The sequence below is a fragment of the Streptomyces sp. NPDC020192 genome, assembly GCF_044388685.1.
In the GTDB taxonomy this organism is placed as follows: domain Bacteria; phylum Actinomycetota; class Actinomycetes; order Streptomycetales; family Streptomycetaceae; genus Streptomyces.
The window spans coordinates 213,428-229,323 of record NZ_JBIRXG010000012.1 but is presented as its reverse complement, the minus strand read 5'-3'; the positions used below and the strand labels follow the sequence as shown (position 1 = coordinate 229,323).

Here is a 15,896-nt window from a genome sequence, read left to right as displayed (position 1 = left end):
TGTTCCCGCAACTTCCCGGGAATCAACCCCCGCTCCACCGCAGATCCACCCACTCGTCGCTCTCCCCGTCGAGCACATACCGCTCGACCTCGACAAATCCCCGCCGAACGGCGAACCGCAGCCCGTCCTCGTTCGCCGCCAGCACACACGTCTCGATCACACTCGCACCCAGCACGCGCGCGTGCCCGAGCCCGTCCTCGTACAGAGCCGTCCCGAACCCCCGCCCCCGGAAACCGGGCAGCACGCGCGCGATGACGGTCGCCACGCCCCCCTCTCCGGCCGGCAGGCGCACGGTGGAACAGCCGACGAGCACATCCCCGAGGTAGGCGTTCCGCAGCCGGTACCGCTCCCGCCGTTCCCGGGCGTCCTCCAGGGACATCGCGGCGGGCGGGACGATCACGTTGTGGACGTGCCGCCACTGGGCGAGCATGGCGTCGCCGTCGACCGGGACGATGCGAAGAGCTGTCATGCGCGGGACGGTAACGAAAAAAGGGGTTGAGCGGCTGCCGATGGGTTCTTAGTGTGTGGAGCACACGAGAAGGGAGGTGGTTCGGCAGATGTATGACAACCGGACGCGTGAGGTGGCTGCGGGCTAGCGGTCCGCCACCACATCCAGTGCGGTGCCGGACCAGCACGTGACAGCCGCGTGCAGCCGGCCCAATCCCAAGCAGTCCACCCGACCCGCGAGCTCGCCGGTACGTCCGGCCGGCTCCTCCGCCGCCAGGCGGGGGGACCCGAGCTCGCGGGTCGTCTGCGTTTACGGCCCCTCGCATCAAGGAGTCAGGGACTCAGGCGCTCCACTCGCCACCTGCCGTCCGGCTGGGAGACGTACCGCAGGCGGTCGTGGAGGCGGTTCTCGCGGCCCTGCCAGAACTCGATCGTCTCCGGGGTGATGCGGAAGCCGCCCCAGTGCGGGGGGACCGGGACCTGTTCGTCCTCGGGGTAGCGGGCCTCCAGCTCGGCGTAGGCGGTGTCCAGCTCGGTGCGGGAGGTGATCACCGAGGACTGGTCGCTGGCCCAGGCGCCCAGCTGGGAGCCGTGCGGGCGGGTGCGGAAGTAGGCGGCGGTCTCGTCGCGGCCGGTGCGGCGGGCGGTGCCGGTGACGATGACCTGGCGGGCGAGCGGGTGCCAGGGGAAGAGCAGGGAGATGTGCGGGTTCTCCCTGAGGTCGCGGGCCTTGCGGGAGTCGTAGTTCGTGTAGAAGACGAAGCCGTCGGTGTCGTACTGCTTCATCAGGACCGTGCGTGAGCTGAGGCGGCCCGCCGCGTCCGCCGTGGAGACGACCATCGCGTTGGGTTCATAGATCGTGCCGTGCAGGGCCGCGCGGGCCGCGTCCTCGAACCAGCGGGTGAACTGGTCCATGGGATGGGCGGCGAGGTCCTGCTCGGCGAGACCGTCGACCCGGTACTGCTTGCGCATGGCGGCGGGATCGAGGGCGGGGTCCAGGGCGTCCAGGAGAGGTTCGCGGTCGGTCACGCGGTCATCTTGCCGTACCCGCCGTCGAGGCTGTCTCGAACAGGCATGGCACTCAGTGTCGTCCGGGCTCCCGTCGCACGGCACCGAGGGATATCGTGCTGCTCCCGCGCGGTTGGGTGACCTGCCGATCCGGGCATCACCGGGGTGAACACCGCCCGACACATCACGAGGAGCCGCCTGATGTCCGATTTCGTACCCGGACTCGAGGGAGTCATCGCGTTCGAGACGGAGATCGCCGAACCGGACAAGGAGGGCGGCGCCCTGCGCTACCGGGGCGTCGACATCGAGGACCTGGTCGGGCACGTCTCGTTCGGGAACGTGTGGGGGCTGCTGGTCGACGGCGCCTTCGCCCCCGGTCTGCCGCCCGCCGAGCCGTTCCCGATCCCGGTGCACTCCGGTGACATCCGGGTCGACGTGCAGTCGGCGCTCGCCATGCTCGCCCCGGTGTGGGGCCTGAAGCCGCTGCTCGACATCGACGAGCGGCAGGCGCGGGACGATCTCGCGCGGGCCGCCGTGATGGCGCTGTCGTACGTCGCCCAGTCCGCGCGCGGGCAGGGGCAGCCGATGGTGCCGCAGCGGGAGATCGACAAGGCGCAGTCCGTGGTCGAGCGGTTCATGATCCGGTGGCGGGGCGAGCCGGACCCGAAGCATGTCGCGGCCGTCGACGCGTACTGGACCTCCGCGGCCGAGCACGGCATGAACGCGTCGACGTTCACCGCGCGCGTGATCGCCTCGACCGGTGCCGATGTCGCCGCCGCGCTGTCCGGTGCCGTCGGTGCCATGTCCGGGCCGCTGCACGGGGGTGCGCCGTCTCGGGTGCTCGGGATGATCGAGGAGATCGAGCGGACCGGGGACGCGGAGGCGTACGTCAAGCGGGCGCTGGACCGCGGTGAGCGGCTGATGGGGTTCGGGCACCGGGTGTACCGGGCCGAGGATCCGCGGGCGCGGGTGCTGCGGCGTACGGCACGGGAGTTGGGGGCGCCGCGGTTCGAGATCGCGGAGGCGTTGGAGAAGGCCGCGCTGGAGGAGCTGCACAATCGGCGGCCGGATCGTGTGCTGGCCACCAACGTGGAGTTCTGGGCCGCCATCATGCTCGACTTCGCCGAAGTGCCGGCGCCGATGTTCACGTCGATGTTCACGTGTGCGAGGACCGCTGGTTGGTCGGCGCACATTCTTGAGCAGAAGCGCACTGGAAGGCTTGTGCGGCCTTCTGCTCGGTATGTGGGGCCGGGGGCACGTAGTCCGCGGGACGTCGAGGGTTTCGCGCATATCGCCCACTGAGGGGGTGCGTTCGGAGCGCGGGCGACTGCGGACCCGTTGTGGCTGGTCGCACAGTTCGCCGCGCCCCTGGGTCAGCTGCTCACGCCGGTGTCAGCAAGTTCCCGTGGTGCCGCTCGGCCACCAGCGGATGTGCCCTCAGCTTGCCCTTCAGCTCGTTGTAGCCGTACTCGGCGTACAACGGGTTCGAGGGGTCCGTCGTGACGCCGGGGGCGTCCGACGCGTGTGGGAAGGGCAATGGGTCTATTCGGGCGTCCAGGCGGGGGTTGTAGAAGAACGGGACCGAGAAGCGTTCCGTGGCTCCGGGTGGGCTGACCACGCGGTGGTTGGTGGCCAGGAGGTAGCCGTTGGTCGCGACCTCCAGGAGTTCGCCGAGGTTGACCACGAAGGCGCCCTCGACGGGCGGGACGTCGTGGAAGAGGCCGTCCTCGCGCTGGACCTGGAGGCCGCCGACCGTGTCCTGCAGGAGCAGGGTCAGGAAGCCGTAGTCCTTGTGGGCGCCGACGCCCTGGTCGGTGCCGTCGCCCGCGCTGCCGGGGTAGCGGACGAGCTTGAGGTGCGGGTGGGCGTGCGCGCCGAAGGCCGGGTCGTAGAAGTCGGCGGGGGCGCCGATCGCGGTCAGGAGTTCGCGCAGGAGGCGCTCGGCGACCGCGCTCAGCTTGTCGATCCAGGCCAGGGCCGCCGTGCGCAGCTCGGGCAGGGCGGCGGGCCACTGGTTGGGGCCCTGGAGCCACCAGTACGGCGGCTCGTCGGGGCCGGGGACGCGGGCGGGGCGTTCGGCGCCGATGTCGAGCTGGTCGCGCCAGTCGCGGGCACCGGCGGTGCGCTCGTCGCCGGTGCGCGTGTAGCCGCGGAAGTGCGGGGAGTTGACGTTGTCGAGGGCGAGCCGGTCGGCCTCGGGGAGGGTGAAGAAGGCGCGCATGGCGGTGAGCAGCGCGTCGGTCTCCGCCTGGGTCACGCCGTGCCCGACGAGCTGGAAGAAGCCGACGTCGTGGGCGGCGCTGTGCAGCTGGGCGTGGAACAGGTCCCGGGCCTGGGGGCCGCGGTCGGCGGCCGACAGGTCGATGATCGGGAGCTGGTCGTACGACGGGGTCGTCGTCGTGGTGTGCGTGGTCATGGATGCGTCCACTGGGGTGTGCGTGGTCATGGGTGTCCACGGGGTGTGTGGGCCACGGGCAGGCCACCAGAAGTAGGGGCGGCGCCCAGGATGCCGTAAGAAGGGGAGAAAAAAGGGGCTGAATCAGGCCGAAGGCCGACAGCCCATGCTCGTGACGCGCACGTAGTCCACGTGGCGGCGGCGGACGAGCATCGGAAGCATGCGGCAAGGGTACTGCGTGCCGCGACATGCCGGTGTGGCCCGCCTCACTTGGCTCCCCGTGTCAGAACTTGCCCCACACACGCACCGTACGGTGTCCGTCCAGGGCGTCGGCTATCAGCGCGTGGAAGTCCTCGGTGAACTCGGGCCAGTTCCAGAACTCGAAGCCCAGGTATCCGAAGGCGAAGTAGTCGTGAGCCCATATCCAGTCCCGCAGGGAGACAGGGGAGGCGCAGGCGGGGCAGGTGACCTCGGCCGAGCCCGTCGCATCCCAGCGGTCCATCGCCGTGCCGTACGGCTCCCAGGCCGCGTCGATCCGGTCGTACTCCTCGGTGAAGAGCCGGGTCGTGGTCGTACAGCGTGGGCAGCGGACCCACTCGGGCTCGCCCTGGCCGCCGTGGAAGATCGTGCGTCCGGTGATCACGGTCAGGCCGTCGGTCGGCTGCCAGTCGGCGTCCTGCGGGTCCACCGCGCGGTCCCACTGCGGGCCGGGCAGGTGCTGTCCGAAGGAGCGGTCGATGCGCTCGGCCAGCACGATGCCCTCGGCCACGAGCCGGTCGAGCGCACGCTCGGCGAGGCGCGGCGCCTCGGCGGCACTCGCGTCCATGTCCACGATCGTCTGGAAGTGATCCCCCATGCCCGCAACCGTAACCGGCCCCACTGACAACGGCTCAGCCGAGCGCCTGCTCCAGCAGTTCCGCCCACTGCGCCACGACCCGTTCCCGGCGGGCGGTGTCGTCGGTGAGGAGGTTGGCGAGGCCGAGGCCGCGGGCCATGTCGAGCAGGCCCTGGACGGTCTCGCGGGCGCCGGGTCGGGACTCGTCGGCGCCGAGGAGTTCGACGGCGATGCGGTGGCTCTCGCGGCCTACGCGGGCCTCCAGTTCGGTCACGCGCGCGCGGAGCTGGTCCTCGTTGGAGGCGGCGACCCACAGGTGCAGGGCGGCGCGGAAGAGGGGGCCGGTGTAGAGGCCGACGAGCGCGGTGACGACGGCCCGGCGGTCGGCGGCGCCGCCCGGGAACAGGGCTCGCAGCGCGGTGGAGCGTTCCTCGGCGACGTACTCGACGGCCGCGGTGAACAGGTCCTCGCGGGTGGGGAAGTGGTGCTGGGCGGCGCCCCGGGAGACGCCGGCGCGTTCGGCGACGACGGCGACGGTGGAGCCGGCCCAGCCGTGCTCGGCCAGGCAGGCCACGGCGGCTTCCAGGAGCCGCTGCCGGGTGGCCCGGCTGCGGTCCTGTTTGGGTGCGCGGTCGCGTTCCCTGGGCAGGGGGTTCTGCTCCGCCGTCATGCTCATCCGGTCACACCACCCATGCCGCGTCCCGTTTCTCCAGGAAGGCCGTCATCCCCTCCCGGGCCGGGCCGGAGGCGAACAGCCGGGCCGAGAGCGCGGTCAGGTCGGCCGCGTCCCGGTCGAATGTCTCCAGCACCCTAGCCGTGAGCAGCCGTTTCGTCTCGGCCAGGGCCTGTGGGGCGGAGCGGCGCAGGCCGTCGAGGATCGGGGCGAGGGCCTCGTCCACGTCGTCCGCCGTCGTGGTCAGCAGGCCCAGGCGTACGGCCTCGGCCGGGTCGAAGCGTTCGCCGGTGAGGTAGTAGCGGGCCAGGGCGCGGGGGTCGGTGCGCGGGATCACCGGCAGGGAGATCACGGCGGGGGCGACTCCGATGCGGACCTCGGTGAAGGCGAAGGTCGCGGCGGGGGAGGCGGCCGCGATGTCGCAGGCGGCGAGCAGGCCGAGGCCGCCCGCGCGGACGTGGCCGGTGATCCGGGCGACGACCGGTCTGGGCAGCTCGACGATCTGGCGGAGCAGGCCCACCAGGGCGTCCGGGTCGGGCGGGTCGCGCAGGTCGGCGCCCGCGCTGAAGGTGCCGCCGGTGTGGGTGAGGACGACGGCCCGTACGTCCTCGTCCTTGGCGCACTCGGCCAGCGCGGTCGTGAGGGCGGAGACGAGGGCCGCCGAGAGGGCGTTGCGGGTGGCGGTGGCGTCGAGGCTGAGGAATTCGACGCCACGCGTGCGCGTGCGGCCGATCGGTGTGCTCACGTGTGCTCCCTGAGTTCGCGGCGCAGGATCTTGCCGGAGGCCGCGCGCGGGACGGTGTCGATGAAGGTGATCTGGCGGACGCGTTTGTAGGGCGCGACCCGTTCGGCGACGTAGAGCATGATCTCGTTCTCCGTCAGGTCCTCGGCGGCCTCGGCGCGGCGGACGACGAAGGCGTGCGGGATCTCGTTGCCGTCGTCGTTGTAGGAGCCGATGACGGCGGCGTCGGTGATGCCGGGGTGGGTCAGGAGCAGCGCCTCCAGTTCGGCGGGGGCCACCTGGAAGCCCTTGTACTTGATGAGTTCCTTCACCCGGTCGACCACGAACAGCCAGCCGTCGGCGTCGACGTACCCGACGTCTCCGGTGTGCAGCCAGCCGTCGGTGTCGATCATGGCGGTGGTGGCGTCGGGGCGGCCGAGGTAGCCCTTCATCACCTGGGGGCCGCGGATCAGGATCTCGCCGGCCTCGCCGGTGCCGAGGTCCTTGCCGGGGTCGTCGAGGGAGACGATGCGCATCTCGGTGCCGGCGATGAGGCGGCCGACGGTGCCGGAGGGGGCGTCGTGCAGCCGGGCGAGCGGGACGACGTGGGTGCCCGGTGACAGTTCCGTCATGCCGTAGGCCTGGCCGATCGGGGGCAGGCCGAGCCGCTCGGCGCACGCGCGCGCGAGGTGTGCGTCCAGCGGGGCGGCGGCGCTGATGACGTACTTCAGCGAGGAGAGGTCGTAGTCGGCGACCGCGGGGTGTTTGGCGAGGGCGAGGACGATCGGCGGGGCGACGTACAGGCCGGTGATGCGGTGGTTCTGGATGGCCGCGAGGAAGGTCTCCAGCTCGAAGCGGGGCAGTACGACGACCGTGGCGCCCTTGCGCAGCGGGGCGTTCATCAGGGCGGTGAGGCCGTAGATGTGGAAGAACGGCAGGACGGCGAGGATGCGGTCGCCGGGGACGGCCGGGACGGCGGGCTCCAGCTGGGCGAGGTTGGTGGCGATCTGCCGGTGGGTGAGCATCACGCCCTTGGGAATGCCGGTGGTGCCGGAGGAGTACGGCAGCGCGGCGACGTCCTGGGCCGGGTCTATCCCGGGCTGCGGCTCGGGGGCGGTGGTCGCGAGCATGTCGATCAGGGAGCGGTGCCCGCTCGCGCTGTCGCAGACGAAGATCTCCCGGACGCCGCCCGCGAGTTCGGCGGCCCGGCGGGCCGTGCCCAGCAGCGGCGAGACGGTGACGATCCAGCGGGCGCCGCTGTCGCCGAGCTGTTTGGCGAACTCCTCGGGCGTGGCGAGCGGGTGCACCGTGGTGACGGAGGCACCCGCGCGCGTGGCGGCGTAGAAGGCGGTCGGGAAGGCGATCGTGTTGGGGCTGTGCAGGGCGAGGACGTCGCCCTTGCGGACGCCCGCGTCGGCGAGGCCGGCGGCGATGCGCCGGTGGAACCGGTCCACCTGCGCGTACGTGAGCGTGGTGCCGTCCGTGCCGTCGATGAGGGCGGGCTGGTCGCCGAAGTCTGCGGCATGGCCCAGGACGGCCTCGTGGATGGGGAGTTCTACGGGCGGAACGTCTGCGTACTCGCTGTGGAACACGGTTCCTCCAGGCGGATGCGGCGGCTCAGTACGACTTGGGCAGACCGAGCGTCTGATGGGAGACGTAGTTGAGAATCATCTCCCGGCTCACTGGGGCGATACGAGCCACGCGCGCGGCCGTTATCAGCGAGGCGAGGCCGAACTCGCGCGTGAGGCCGTTGCCGCCGAGGGTGTGCACGGCCTGGTCGACGGCCTTCACGCAGGCCTCACCGGCCGCGTACTTCGCCATGTTGGCGGCCTCGCCCGCGCCCATGTCGTCGCCGGCGTCGTAGAGATGGGCCGCCTTCTGCATCATCAGCCGGGCCAGTTCCAGGTCGATGTGCGCCTGCGCCAGGGGGTGGGCGATGGCCTGGTGGGCGCCGATGGGGGCCTTCCAGACGGTGCGGTCGCGCGCGTACTCGACGGCTTTGGCGAGCGCGTAGCGGCCCATTCCGATGGCGAAGGCCGCGGTCATGATGCGCTCGGGGTTGAGGCCGGCGAAGAGCTGGAGGAGGCCGGCGTCCTCGTCGCCGACGAGCGCGTCGGCGGGCAGCCGTACGTCGTCCAGGACCAGCTCGAACTGTTTCTCCGCCGCGTTCAGTTCCATGTCGATCGGGCGCCGCGAGAAGCCTTCGGCGTCGCGCGGGACGATGAAGAGGCAGGGCTTGAGCGTGCCGGTGCGGGCGTCCTGGGTGCGGCCGACGATGAGTGTGGCGTCCGCCTGGTCCACGCCCGAGACGAACACCTTGCGGCCGGTGAGGAGCCAGTCGGTGCCGTCGCGGCGCGCGGTGGTGGTGATGCGGTGGGAGTTGGAGCCGGCGTCGGGTTCGGTGATGCCGAAGGCCATGAGGCGGGTGCCGTCGGCGATTCCGGGGAGCCAGGCGCGTTTCTGTTCCTCGGTGCCGAAGCGGGAGACGACCGTGCCGCAGATGGCGGGCGAGACGACGAGCATCAGGAGCGGTGATCCGGCGGCTCCCAGCTCCTCGAGCACGATGGACAGTTCGGCGACCCCGCCGCCTCCGCCGCCGTACTCCTCGGGCAGGTTGACGCCGAGGTAGCCGAGCTTGCCCGCCTCGGACCAGAGTTCGTGGGGGTGAGCGCCCTGTGCGATCGTCCGGGTGAGGTAGTCGCGGCCGTAGCGTTTGCCGAGGGCGGCGACCGCTGCTCGGAGGGCCTTGTGTTCTTCGGATTCGATGACGGACGTCATGGGGCTCCTAGGAAGAGAGTTCCTCGACTACGGCCAGCAGCGTTCCTGGCTCCACCTGCTGTCCTGCGGTCACCGGGAGGGCGGTCAGCGTGCCCGTCGCCGGTGCCGAGATCTGGTGCTGCATCTTCATCGCCTCCAGCCAGATCAGCGGCTGGCCCGCCTCGACGGGTGACCCTTCCTTCAGGCCCTCGGCGAGGCGTACGACCGTGCCCGGCATCGGGGCGAGCAGGGAGCCGGGGGCGAGGTGGGCGGTGGGGTCGGGGAAGCGGGGCAGGGCGGTGAGGCGGGTGGCGTTGACATGGATCTGGTCGCCGTACGCGCAGACCTCGAACCGGCGCTGTACGCCGTCCACGTCGAGGACGACCACGCGCGCGTCAGCGTGCACGACCCGCACCCCGTCGGCCGCGAGCCCCTCGCGCGTGTGCCGGTAGCGGACCTCGTGCTCCTCGCCCGCCATCGCGTACCGCTTGACCTGCGGCTGGGAGGCGAGATTGCGCCAGCCGCCGAAGCGGGAGCGGCCGTGGGCGGCGGCCAGGGCGGCGGCGAGGGGGGCGTACGGGTCGGGGGCGGGTGACGTGAGATCGGCGCGGTGGCGGGTGTAGAAGCCGGTGTCCATGCGGGCGCTCGCGAACTCCTCGTGCCGCAGGGAGCGGACCAGCAGGTCACGGTTGGTGGCGGGGCCGTGGATCACGGCGCTCTCCAGCGCGCCCGCGAGTTTGCGGAGCGCCTCCGCGCGCGTGGGGGCGTGGGCGACGACCTTGGCGAGCATCGGGTCGTAGTGGACGCCGATGGTGTCACCGTCGGCGTAGCCGGTGTCCAGGCGGACGCCGGCCGGTACGGCGAGCCGGTGCAGGGTGCCGGTCTGCGGGGCCCAGTCGCGTGCGGGGTCCTCGGCGTACAGGCGGGCCTCGATCGCGTGCCCACGCGCGCGTGGCGGCTCTTTTCCGAGTGCGTGGCCCTCGGCGACGCGGAGCTGCTCGGCGACCAGGTCGAGGCCGAACACCTCCTCCGTCACCGGGTGTTCGACCTGGAGGCGGGTGTTCATCTCCAGGAAGTGCGCGCGGCCGTCGGCGACGAGGAACTCGACGGTGCCCGCGCCCACGTACGACACGGAGCGCGCGGCGCGTACGGCCAGCGTGCGCAACTCCTCCGCTAGCCCCTCGGAGAGGCCGGGCGCGGGGGCCTCCTCGACGACCTTCTGGTGGCGGCGCTGGAGGGAGCAGTCGCGGGTGCCGAGCGGCCAGACGGTGCCGTGGGTGTCGGCGAGGATCTGCACCTCGACGTGGCGGCCGTGCTCGAGGTACGGCTCCACGAAGACCTCGCCGTCGCCGAAGGCGCTCGCGGCCTCGGCGCGGGCGCCCTCCAGTGCGGCGCTCAGCTCCTCCAGACGGCGCACGATCCGCATCCCGCGCCCTCCGCCGCCCGCGGCCGCCTTCACCAGCACCGGCAGGTCGGCCTCGGTGACCTCGGCCGTGTCGAGGGGCGCGAGCCCCATCAGCTCCTTCGCGCGGGTCTTGGACGCCATCGCCTCGATGGCCTCCGGCGGCGGGCCGATCCAGGTCAGGCCGGCGTCGAGGACGGCGCGCGCGAAGTCGGCGTTCTCCGAGAGGAAGCCGTACCCGGGGTGCACGGCGTCCGCGCCGGCGGCCAGCGCGGCCTTCACGATCAGATCGCCGCGCAGATACGTCTCGGCGGGCGCCGCGCCCGGCAGCCGTACGGCCGTGTCGGCCACGCGCGTGTGGAGCGCGCCGGCGTCGGCGTCCGAGTGCACGGCGACCGTCCGGATACCCCACTCACGGCAGGTGCGGACGATCCGGCAGGCGATCTCGCCCCGGTTGGCGACCAACAATGTCTGGATCATGGACCTCACATCCGGAAGACGCCGAAGCCGCCGTGCGCGCCCTCGTAGGGCGCGGTGTGGATCGCGGACAGGCACAGGCCGAGGACGGTGCGGGTGTCGCGCGGGTCGATGACGCCGTCGTCGTACAGCCGCCCGGACAGGAACATCGGCAGCGACTCGGACTCGATCTGCTGCTCCACCATGGCGCGCAGCGCCGCGTCCGCGTCCTCGTCGTACGGCTGTCCCTTAGCCGCCGCCGACTGCCGGGCGACGATGGACAGCACGCCGGCGAGCTGCTGCGGGCCCATGACGGCGGACTTGGCGCTGGGCCAGGCGAACAGGAAGCGGGGGTCGTAGGCGCGCCCGCACATGCCGTAGTGCCCGGCGCCGTACGACGCGCCCATGAGGACGGACAGGTGCGGGACCCTGCTGTTGCTGACGGCGTTGATCATCATGGCGCCGTGCTTGATGATCCCGCCCTGCTCGTACTCCCTGCCGACCATGTAGCCGGTGGTGTTGTGGAGGAAGAGCAGCGGGATGTCGCGCTGGTTGGCGAGCTGGATGAACTGGGCGGCCTTCTGCGACTCCGCGCTGAAGAGCACGCCCTGGGCGTTGGCGAGGATGCCGACCGGATAGCCGTGCAGGGCCGCCCAGCCGGTCACCAGACTGGTCCCGTACAGCGGCTTGAACTCGTCGAAGTCGGAGGCGTCGACGATCCGGGCGATGACCTCGCGCGGGTCGAAGGGGGTCCTGAGGTCCCCCGGGACGATGCCCAGCAGCTCCTCGGGGTCGTGCTTGGGCGGCTCGGCGGGACCAGGATCCCGGTACGCCTTGCGGTGGTTGAGCCGGGCGACGACCCGCCGCGCCTGGCGCAGGGCGTCCGGCTCGTCCACGGCGAAGTAGTCGGCGAGGCCCGACACGCGCGCGTGCATCTCGGCGCCGCCCAGGGACTCGTCGTCGCTCTCCTCGCCGGTGGCCATCTTCACCAGCGGCGGCCCGCCGAGGAAGACCTTCGCCCGCTCCTTGACCATGATCACGTGGTCGGACATGCCGGGGACGTAGGCGCCGCCGGCGGTGGAGTTGCCGAAGACGACCGCGACGGTCGGGATGCCGGCGGCGGAGAGGCGGGTGAGATCCCGGAAGATGGCGCCTCCGGGGATGAAGATCTCCTTCTGCGACGGCAGGTCGGCGCCACCGGACTCCACCAGGCTGATGCAGGGCAGCCGGTTGGCGAGCGCGATGTCGTTGGCGCGCAGGGCCTTCTTCAGGCTCCACGGGTTGCTCGCGCCGCCCCGCACGGTCGGGTCGTTGGCGGTGATCAGGCACTCCACGCCCTCGACGACCCCGATCCCGGTGACGAGCGAGGCGCCCACGGTGTAGTCGCTGCCCCAGGCGGCGAGCGGGGACAGCTCCAGGAACGGCGTGTCCGGGTCGAGGAGCAGCTCGATCCGCTCCCGGGCGAGCAACTTGCCCCGCTTCCGGTGCCGTTGGACGTACTTCTCGCCGCCGCCCGCGAGCGCCTTGGCATGCTCGGCGTCGAGTGCGGCGAGCTTGGCGAGCATGGCCTCGCGGGCCGCCCGGTGATCGGCGCTCGCGGGGTCCACAGCGGTGTTGAGCACCGTCACAGCAGGGCCTCCGGGATGTCCAGGTGGCGGGAGCGCAGCCATTCGCCGAGGGCCTTGGCCTGCGGGTCGAAGCGGTGCCGGGCGGCGACGCCGGCGCCGAGGATGCCCTCGACGACGAAGTTGACCGCGCGGAGGTTCGGCAGCGGATGCCGGGTGACGGGCAGGTCCCGGCTCTCGGGGATCAGCTGCCGGAACCTCTCGGCGGTGAGCTCGTGCGCGAGCCACCGCCAGGCGTCGTCGGTACGGGCCCAGACGCCGACGTTGGCGTTCCCGCCCTTGTCCCCGCTGCGGGCCCCGGCGACCAGCCCGAGGGGCGCACGGCGGGTCGGTCCGGCGGGGAGGGGCGCGGGAAGCTCTGGCTCCGGTACGGCGTCCAGGGGCTGGGTGTCCTGGGGCTGGGGCACAGAGATACGGCGCCCGTCGTGGAGGACCGCCACATGGTCGACGGCGCCATGGGGGACGTACACATCCTCGAAGACCCCATAAGGGGAGGCCTTTTCGGGTGGGGAGAGCACATGGAAGCCGGGGTAGCTGGCCAGTGCCAGCTCCACGGCGGCCGCGCCCAGCGCCCGCCCGACGACCCGCTCGTCCGCGTCCCGTACGACGAGCCTCAGCAGGGCGCTGGCGGTCTCCTCGGTGCCGGCGTCACCCCGGTCGGTCCTGACCAGCTCCCAACGGACCTCTGCGGGCGGGGACTTGGCGAGTGAGTCGCCGATCTGCTCCCGCACGAGGTCGGCCTTGGCCTCGATGTCGAGGCCGGTGAGGACGAATCCGACCTCGTTGCGGAAGCCGCCGAGCCGGTTGCACCCGACCTTGAGCGTCGGCGGCGGTGCCTCGCCGCGCACGCCCTCGATCCGCACCCGGTCCGGCCCGTCCTGGCTCAGCCGTACGGTGTCCAGCCGGGCGGTGACGTCGGGTCCGGCGTACCGGCCGCCACCGGTCTCGTACAGCAGCTGTGCGGTGACCGTGCCGACGTCGACCAGGCCGCCGGTGCCGGGGTGCTTGGTGAGGACACTGCTGCCGTCGGCGTGGATCTCGGCGAGCGGGAATCCGGGCCGGCGTACGTCCCCCTCCTGGAAGAAGGAGTAGTTGCCGCCGGTGGCCTGCGTGCCGCACTCCAGCACGTGTCCGGCGACGACGGCGCCCGCGAGCCGGTCGTACTCCCCCGGCCGCCAGCCGAAGTGGGCGGCGGCGGGCCCGGTGACCAGGGCCGCGTCCGTCACCCGCCCGGTGACGACGATGTCCGCGCCGGCCCGCAGACACTCGGCGATGCCGAAGCCGCCGAGGTAGGCGTGGGCGGCGAGGGTGCCGGGGTGCGCGGCGGTGAGGTCGTCGCCCTCGACGTGCGCGACACGGACGGGGATGCCGAGCCGCTCGGCCAACTGCCGTATGGCGGTGGCGAGTCCGGCCGGATGGAGTCCGCCCGCGTTGGTGACGATCTTCACTCCGCGCTCGTGGGCGAGGCCGAGGCAGTCCTCCAGCTGGCGCAGGAAGGTGCGGGCGTAGCCGGCGGAGGGGTCCTTCAGCCTGTCGCGGGCGAGGATCAGCATGGTGAGTTCGGCGAGGTAGTCACCGGTGAGGACGTCGAGTTCGCCGCCGGTGAGCATCTCGCGCAAGGCTGCGAACCGGTCGCCGTAGAAGCCGGAGAAGTTGCCGATGCGCAGGGTGTTCACCGCGCGGCTCCCTTCGGCGGGCGGCCGGTGCCGGGCGGGCCCGCGAAGGCCTGGGCGATGTCGAGCCAGCGGTCGGCGTCCGGGCCGGTGGCGCTCAGGGCGAGGTCGGCGCGGTGGGCACGCTGGGTGACGAGGAGGCAGAAGTCGAGGGCGGGGCCGGTGACGCGCTGGGGGGCGCCTTCGGGGCCGTACGCCCACGACTCGCCGGAGGGGGCGGCGAGTTCGACGCGGAACTCCTCGACGGGTGGGGTGAGGCCATGGACGGTGTAGGCGAAGTCGCGGGCCCGTACCCCGATGCGGACCACATGCCGGAGCCGGTCGGTGGGTGTGCGCACCACACCGAGTGCGTCGGCGATGTCCTGTCCGTGGGCCCAGGTCTCCATAAGACGGCCGGTGGCCATAGAGGCGGCCGACATGGGTGGCCCGAACCAGGGAAAGCGCGTGCCGGTGGGCGCCGCGCGCAGGGCCTCCTGCAGTACGGTCCGTCCCTCCCGCCACCGGGCCAGCAGCTCGGCGGGCCGGAGCCGGGCGCCCTCCTCGGCGGCGTCGTCCACGAAGGCATCGGGCGCCGCGAGTGCCTTCTCGGTCAGCTCCCGGAACCCGGCCCGATCCGTGACGGCGAGCAGCGCGGCCCGGTCCGTCCAGTGCAGGTGGGCGATCTGATGGGCGACGGTCCAGCGCGGCGCGGGGGTATCCAGCGCCCACCGCTCCTCGGTCAACTCGGCGATGATGCCGTCGAGTTGTTCGCTTTCCGCACACAGGTCGTCGAAGACGGGCGTCGGCTCGGACATGGGGCGAGCATGGCAGCGGAGCCGGAAACAATCAAGCGTGCTTGCATGAATGTGTGCGGGCCGCCGAAGGCACCGCCGCCGGCGACCGGTTCACTCGGCGCCGGCCACCCGCCACCTGCGGACCACGTCCTCCTCCGTGGTCAGCCACGTCCCGTCGCCGAGGGCCAGCGGGTCGGCACACGTGATGCCGGGGTAGTCGAGCTCGGCCACCGGCTGGAGGGTGTGGCCGTCGAGGATCAGGTGGCGGTTGTCCTCCGTGTCCGCTTCCTCGGCGACGGCCACGAGAACCCGGTTCGGGTCGAGGAAGCCGGGGCGGTGGCCCACGAAGCACAGTCCCTCGGGCAGGATGTCCTCGGCTTCGACCAGGACCTCGTCCTGACCGGCCGCACAGCGGCTCAGCCACTCCCCTCCGACGTCCAGCTGCAGCAGTGCGCCCCCGAGGCTCACTCCTGCCAGCGGCTCGTCGTCGCCGACGGTCTCGGCGCGGAGCGTGTCGCCCGCCAGGGTCAGCACGCGTGAGTAGAACGTGTCGCCCTGCAGCGCGTCGAGGAAGATCTGGGCGGGATCCGTGAGCGACTGCTGGAAGATGTAGCCCGCGCTCGCGGAGGGCAGCGTCGTGTGCGTGACGGTCCGGCCGTCGCTCAGATCGAGGACGACACACCGGTCACCGGGATAAGGACGGTCCGTCATGCCGGGCCCGGTCGTCGTCACGAGCAGATGGCGGCCCCCGCCGTCGGTGACACATGCGGGGCTCCCGGCGTTCGGGTCGGTCCACGGCTCGAACTCGTACGTCCACCGCACCCGCGCGTCGGCGTCGTACACCGTGACACGTCCGTTGCCGGCCACCGCCAGCCCCCCGTCGGGCAGCGGCGACACGAATCCGCCGGGCGCGTCGGCCGCGGTGGCGGGCAGGCGGCGCCGCTCGGCGAAGACCAGGGAACTCTCCGCGGCCACCCGGCCCACGACGACGTCGCCGCCGGGCTCCGAGACCAGCCAGCAGGCTTGGTGGCGCACCAGGAAGGTGTCGAGGTGGTCGCGGGCGCGGGCGGCGAGTCCCGGGAGTTCCTCCTCCGCGAGGAGCCGGGCGGTGGTACGTGCGTAGTCCATGGT

The 15,896-nt window shown here is 72.1% G+C and carries 14 protein-coding genes; 1 reads left to right on the top strand and 13 read right to left on the bottom strand.

Going from position 1 to position 15,896, the window contains the following annotated elements; translation table 11 throughout:
- Nucleotides 1–22: 22 nt before the first annotated feature.
- The gene (locus ACH47Z_RS24030; protein ID WP_399076870.1) at nucleotides 23–469 is read right to left on the bottom strand and encodes a GNAT family N-acetyltransferase; all 447 of its coding nucleotides are present in this window, start codon (nucleotides 467–469) and stop codon (nucleotides 23–25) included.
- 311 nt (nucleotides 470–780) lie between these two features.
- Nucleotides 781–1,476: a pyridoxamine 5'-phosphate oxidase gene (pdxH, locus tag ACH47Z_RS24025; RefSeq protein ID WP_399076867.1), complete on the bottom strand. Its 696-nt coding sequence runs from the start codon at nucleotides 1,474–1,476 to the stop codon at nucleotides 781–783.
- A gap of 180 nt (nucleotides 1,477–1,656) precedes the next feature.
- Here pdxH and ACH47Z_RS24020 point away from each other — a divergent pair, with 180 nt between their 5' ends.
- Complete coding sequence (locus tag ACH47Z_RS24020; protein WP_399076865.1) at nucleotides 1,657–2,757, top strand: citrate synthase 2; 1,101 nt, start codon at nucleotides 1,657–1,659, stop codon at nucleotides 2,755–2,757.
- 79 nt (nucleotides 2,758–2,836) lie between these two features.
- Here ACH47Z_RS24020 and ACH47Z_RS24015 read toward each other — a convergent pair whose 3' ends face one another.
- The 11 genes from ACH47Z_RS24015 to ACH47Z_RS23965 form a co-directional block, all read right to left on the bottom strand.
- Nucleotides 2,837–3,871 carry an isopenicillin N synthase family dioxygenase gene (locus tag ACH47Z_RS24015; RefSeq protein WP_399076863.1) on the bottom strand — a complete coding sequence of 345 codons (1,035 nt, stop codon included), beginning with the start codon at nucleotides 3,869–3,871 and terminating at the stop codon, nucleotides 2,837–2,839.
- Nucleotides 3,872–4,133: 262 nt separating this feature from the next.
- Nucleotides 4,134–4,706, bottom strand: a complete 573-nt coding sequence (locus ACH47Z_RS24010) for a hypothetical protein (RefSeq protein WP_399076861.1) — start codon at nucleotides 4,704–4,706, stop codon at nucleotides 4,134–4,136.
- A 34-nt stretch (nucleotides 4,707–4,740) separates the two neighbouring features.
- The gene (locus ACH47Z_RS24005) at nucleotides 4,741–5,355 is read right to left on the bottom strand and encodes a TetR/AcrR family transcriptional regulator (protein ID WP_399077040.1); all 615 of its coding nucleotides are present in this window, start codon (nucleotides 5,353–5,355) and stop codon (nucleotides 4,741–4,743) included.
- 10 nt (nucleotides 5,356–5,365) lie between these two features.
- The gene (locus tag ACH47Z_RS24000) at nucleotides 5,366–6,103 is read right to left on the bottom strand and encodes an enoyl-CoA hydratase family protein (protein WP_399076859.1); all 738 of its coding nucleotides are present in this window, start codon (nucleotides 6,101–6,103) and stop codon (nucleotides 5,366–5,368) included.
- Complete coding sequence (locus ACH47Z_RS23995) at nucleotides 6,100–7,671, bottom strand: 4-coumarate--CoA ligase family protein (protein WP_399076857.1); 1,572 nt, start codon at nucleotides 7,669–7,671, stop codon at nucleotides 6,100–6,102. Before ACH47Z_RS23995 ends, ACH47Z_RS24000 begins: the two co-directional genes overlap by 4 nt.
- 25 nt (nucleotides 7,672–7,696) lie before the next feature.
- Nucleotides 7,697–8,857: an acyl-CoA dehydrogenase family protein gene (locus ACH47Z_RS23990; RefSeq protein WP_399076855.1), complete on the bottom strand. Its 1,161-nt coding sequence runs from the start codon at nucleotides 8,855–8,857 to the stop codon at nucleotides 7,697–7,699.
- Nucleotides 8,858–8,864: 7 nt separating this feature from the next.
- Complete coding sequence (locus tag ACH47Z_RS23985; RefSeq protein WP_399076853.1) at nucleotides 8,865–10,718, bottom strand: acetyl/propionyl/methylcrotonyl-CoA carboxylase subunit alpha; 1,854 nt, start codon at nucleotides 10,716–10,718, stop codon at nucleotides 8,865–8,867.
- Nucleotides 10,719–10,723: 5 nt separating this feature from the next.
- Nucleotides 10,724–12,322, bottom strand: coding sequence for an acyl-CoA carboxylase subunit beta (locus tag ACH47Z_RS23980; protein ID WP_399076851.1), 1,599 nt, complete (start codon nucleotides 12,320–12,322; stop codon nucleotides 10,724–10,726).
- The gene (locus ACH47Z_RS23975; protein ID WP_399076849.1) at nucleotides 12,319–13,995 is read right to left on the bottom strand and encodes an acyclic terpene utilization AtuA family protein; all 1,677 of its coding nucleotides are present in this window, start codon (nucleotides 13,993–13,995) and stop codon (nucleotides 12,319–12,321) included. Before ACH47Z_RS23975 ends, ACH47Z_RS23980 begins: the two co-directional genes overlap by 4 nt.
- A complete protein-coding gene (locus ACH47Z_RS23970; RefSeq protein WP_399076847.1) occupies nucleotides 13,992–14,786 on the bottom strand; it encodes a TIGR03084 family metal-binding protein in 795 nt (264 codons plus the stop codon). The genes ACH47Z_RS23975 and ACH47Z_RS23970 overlap by 4 nt, the downstream gene beginning before the upstream one ends.
- 90 nt (nucleotides 14,787–14,876) lie before the next feature.
- The gene (locus ACH47Z_RS23965) at nucleotides 14,877–15,893 is read right to left on the bottom strand and encodes a hypothetical protein (RefSeq protein WP_399076845.1); all 1,017 of its coding nucleotides are present in this window, start codon (nucleotides 15,891–15,893) and stop codon (nucleotides 14,877–14,879) included.
- Nucleotides 15,894–15,896 lie beyond the last annotated feature (3 nt).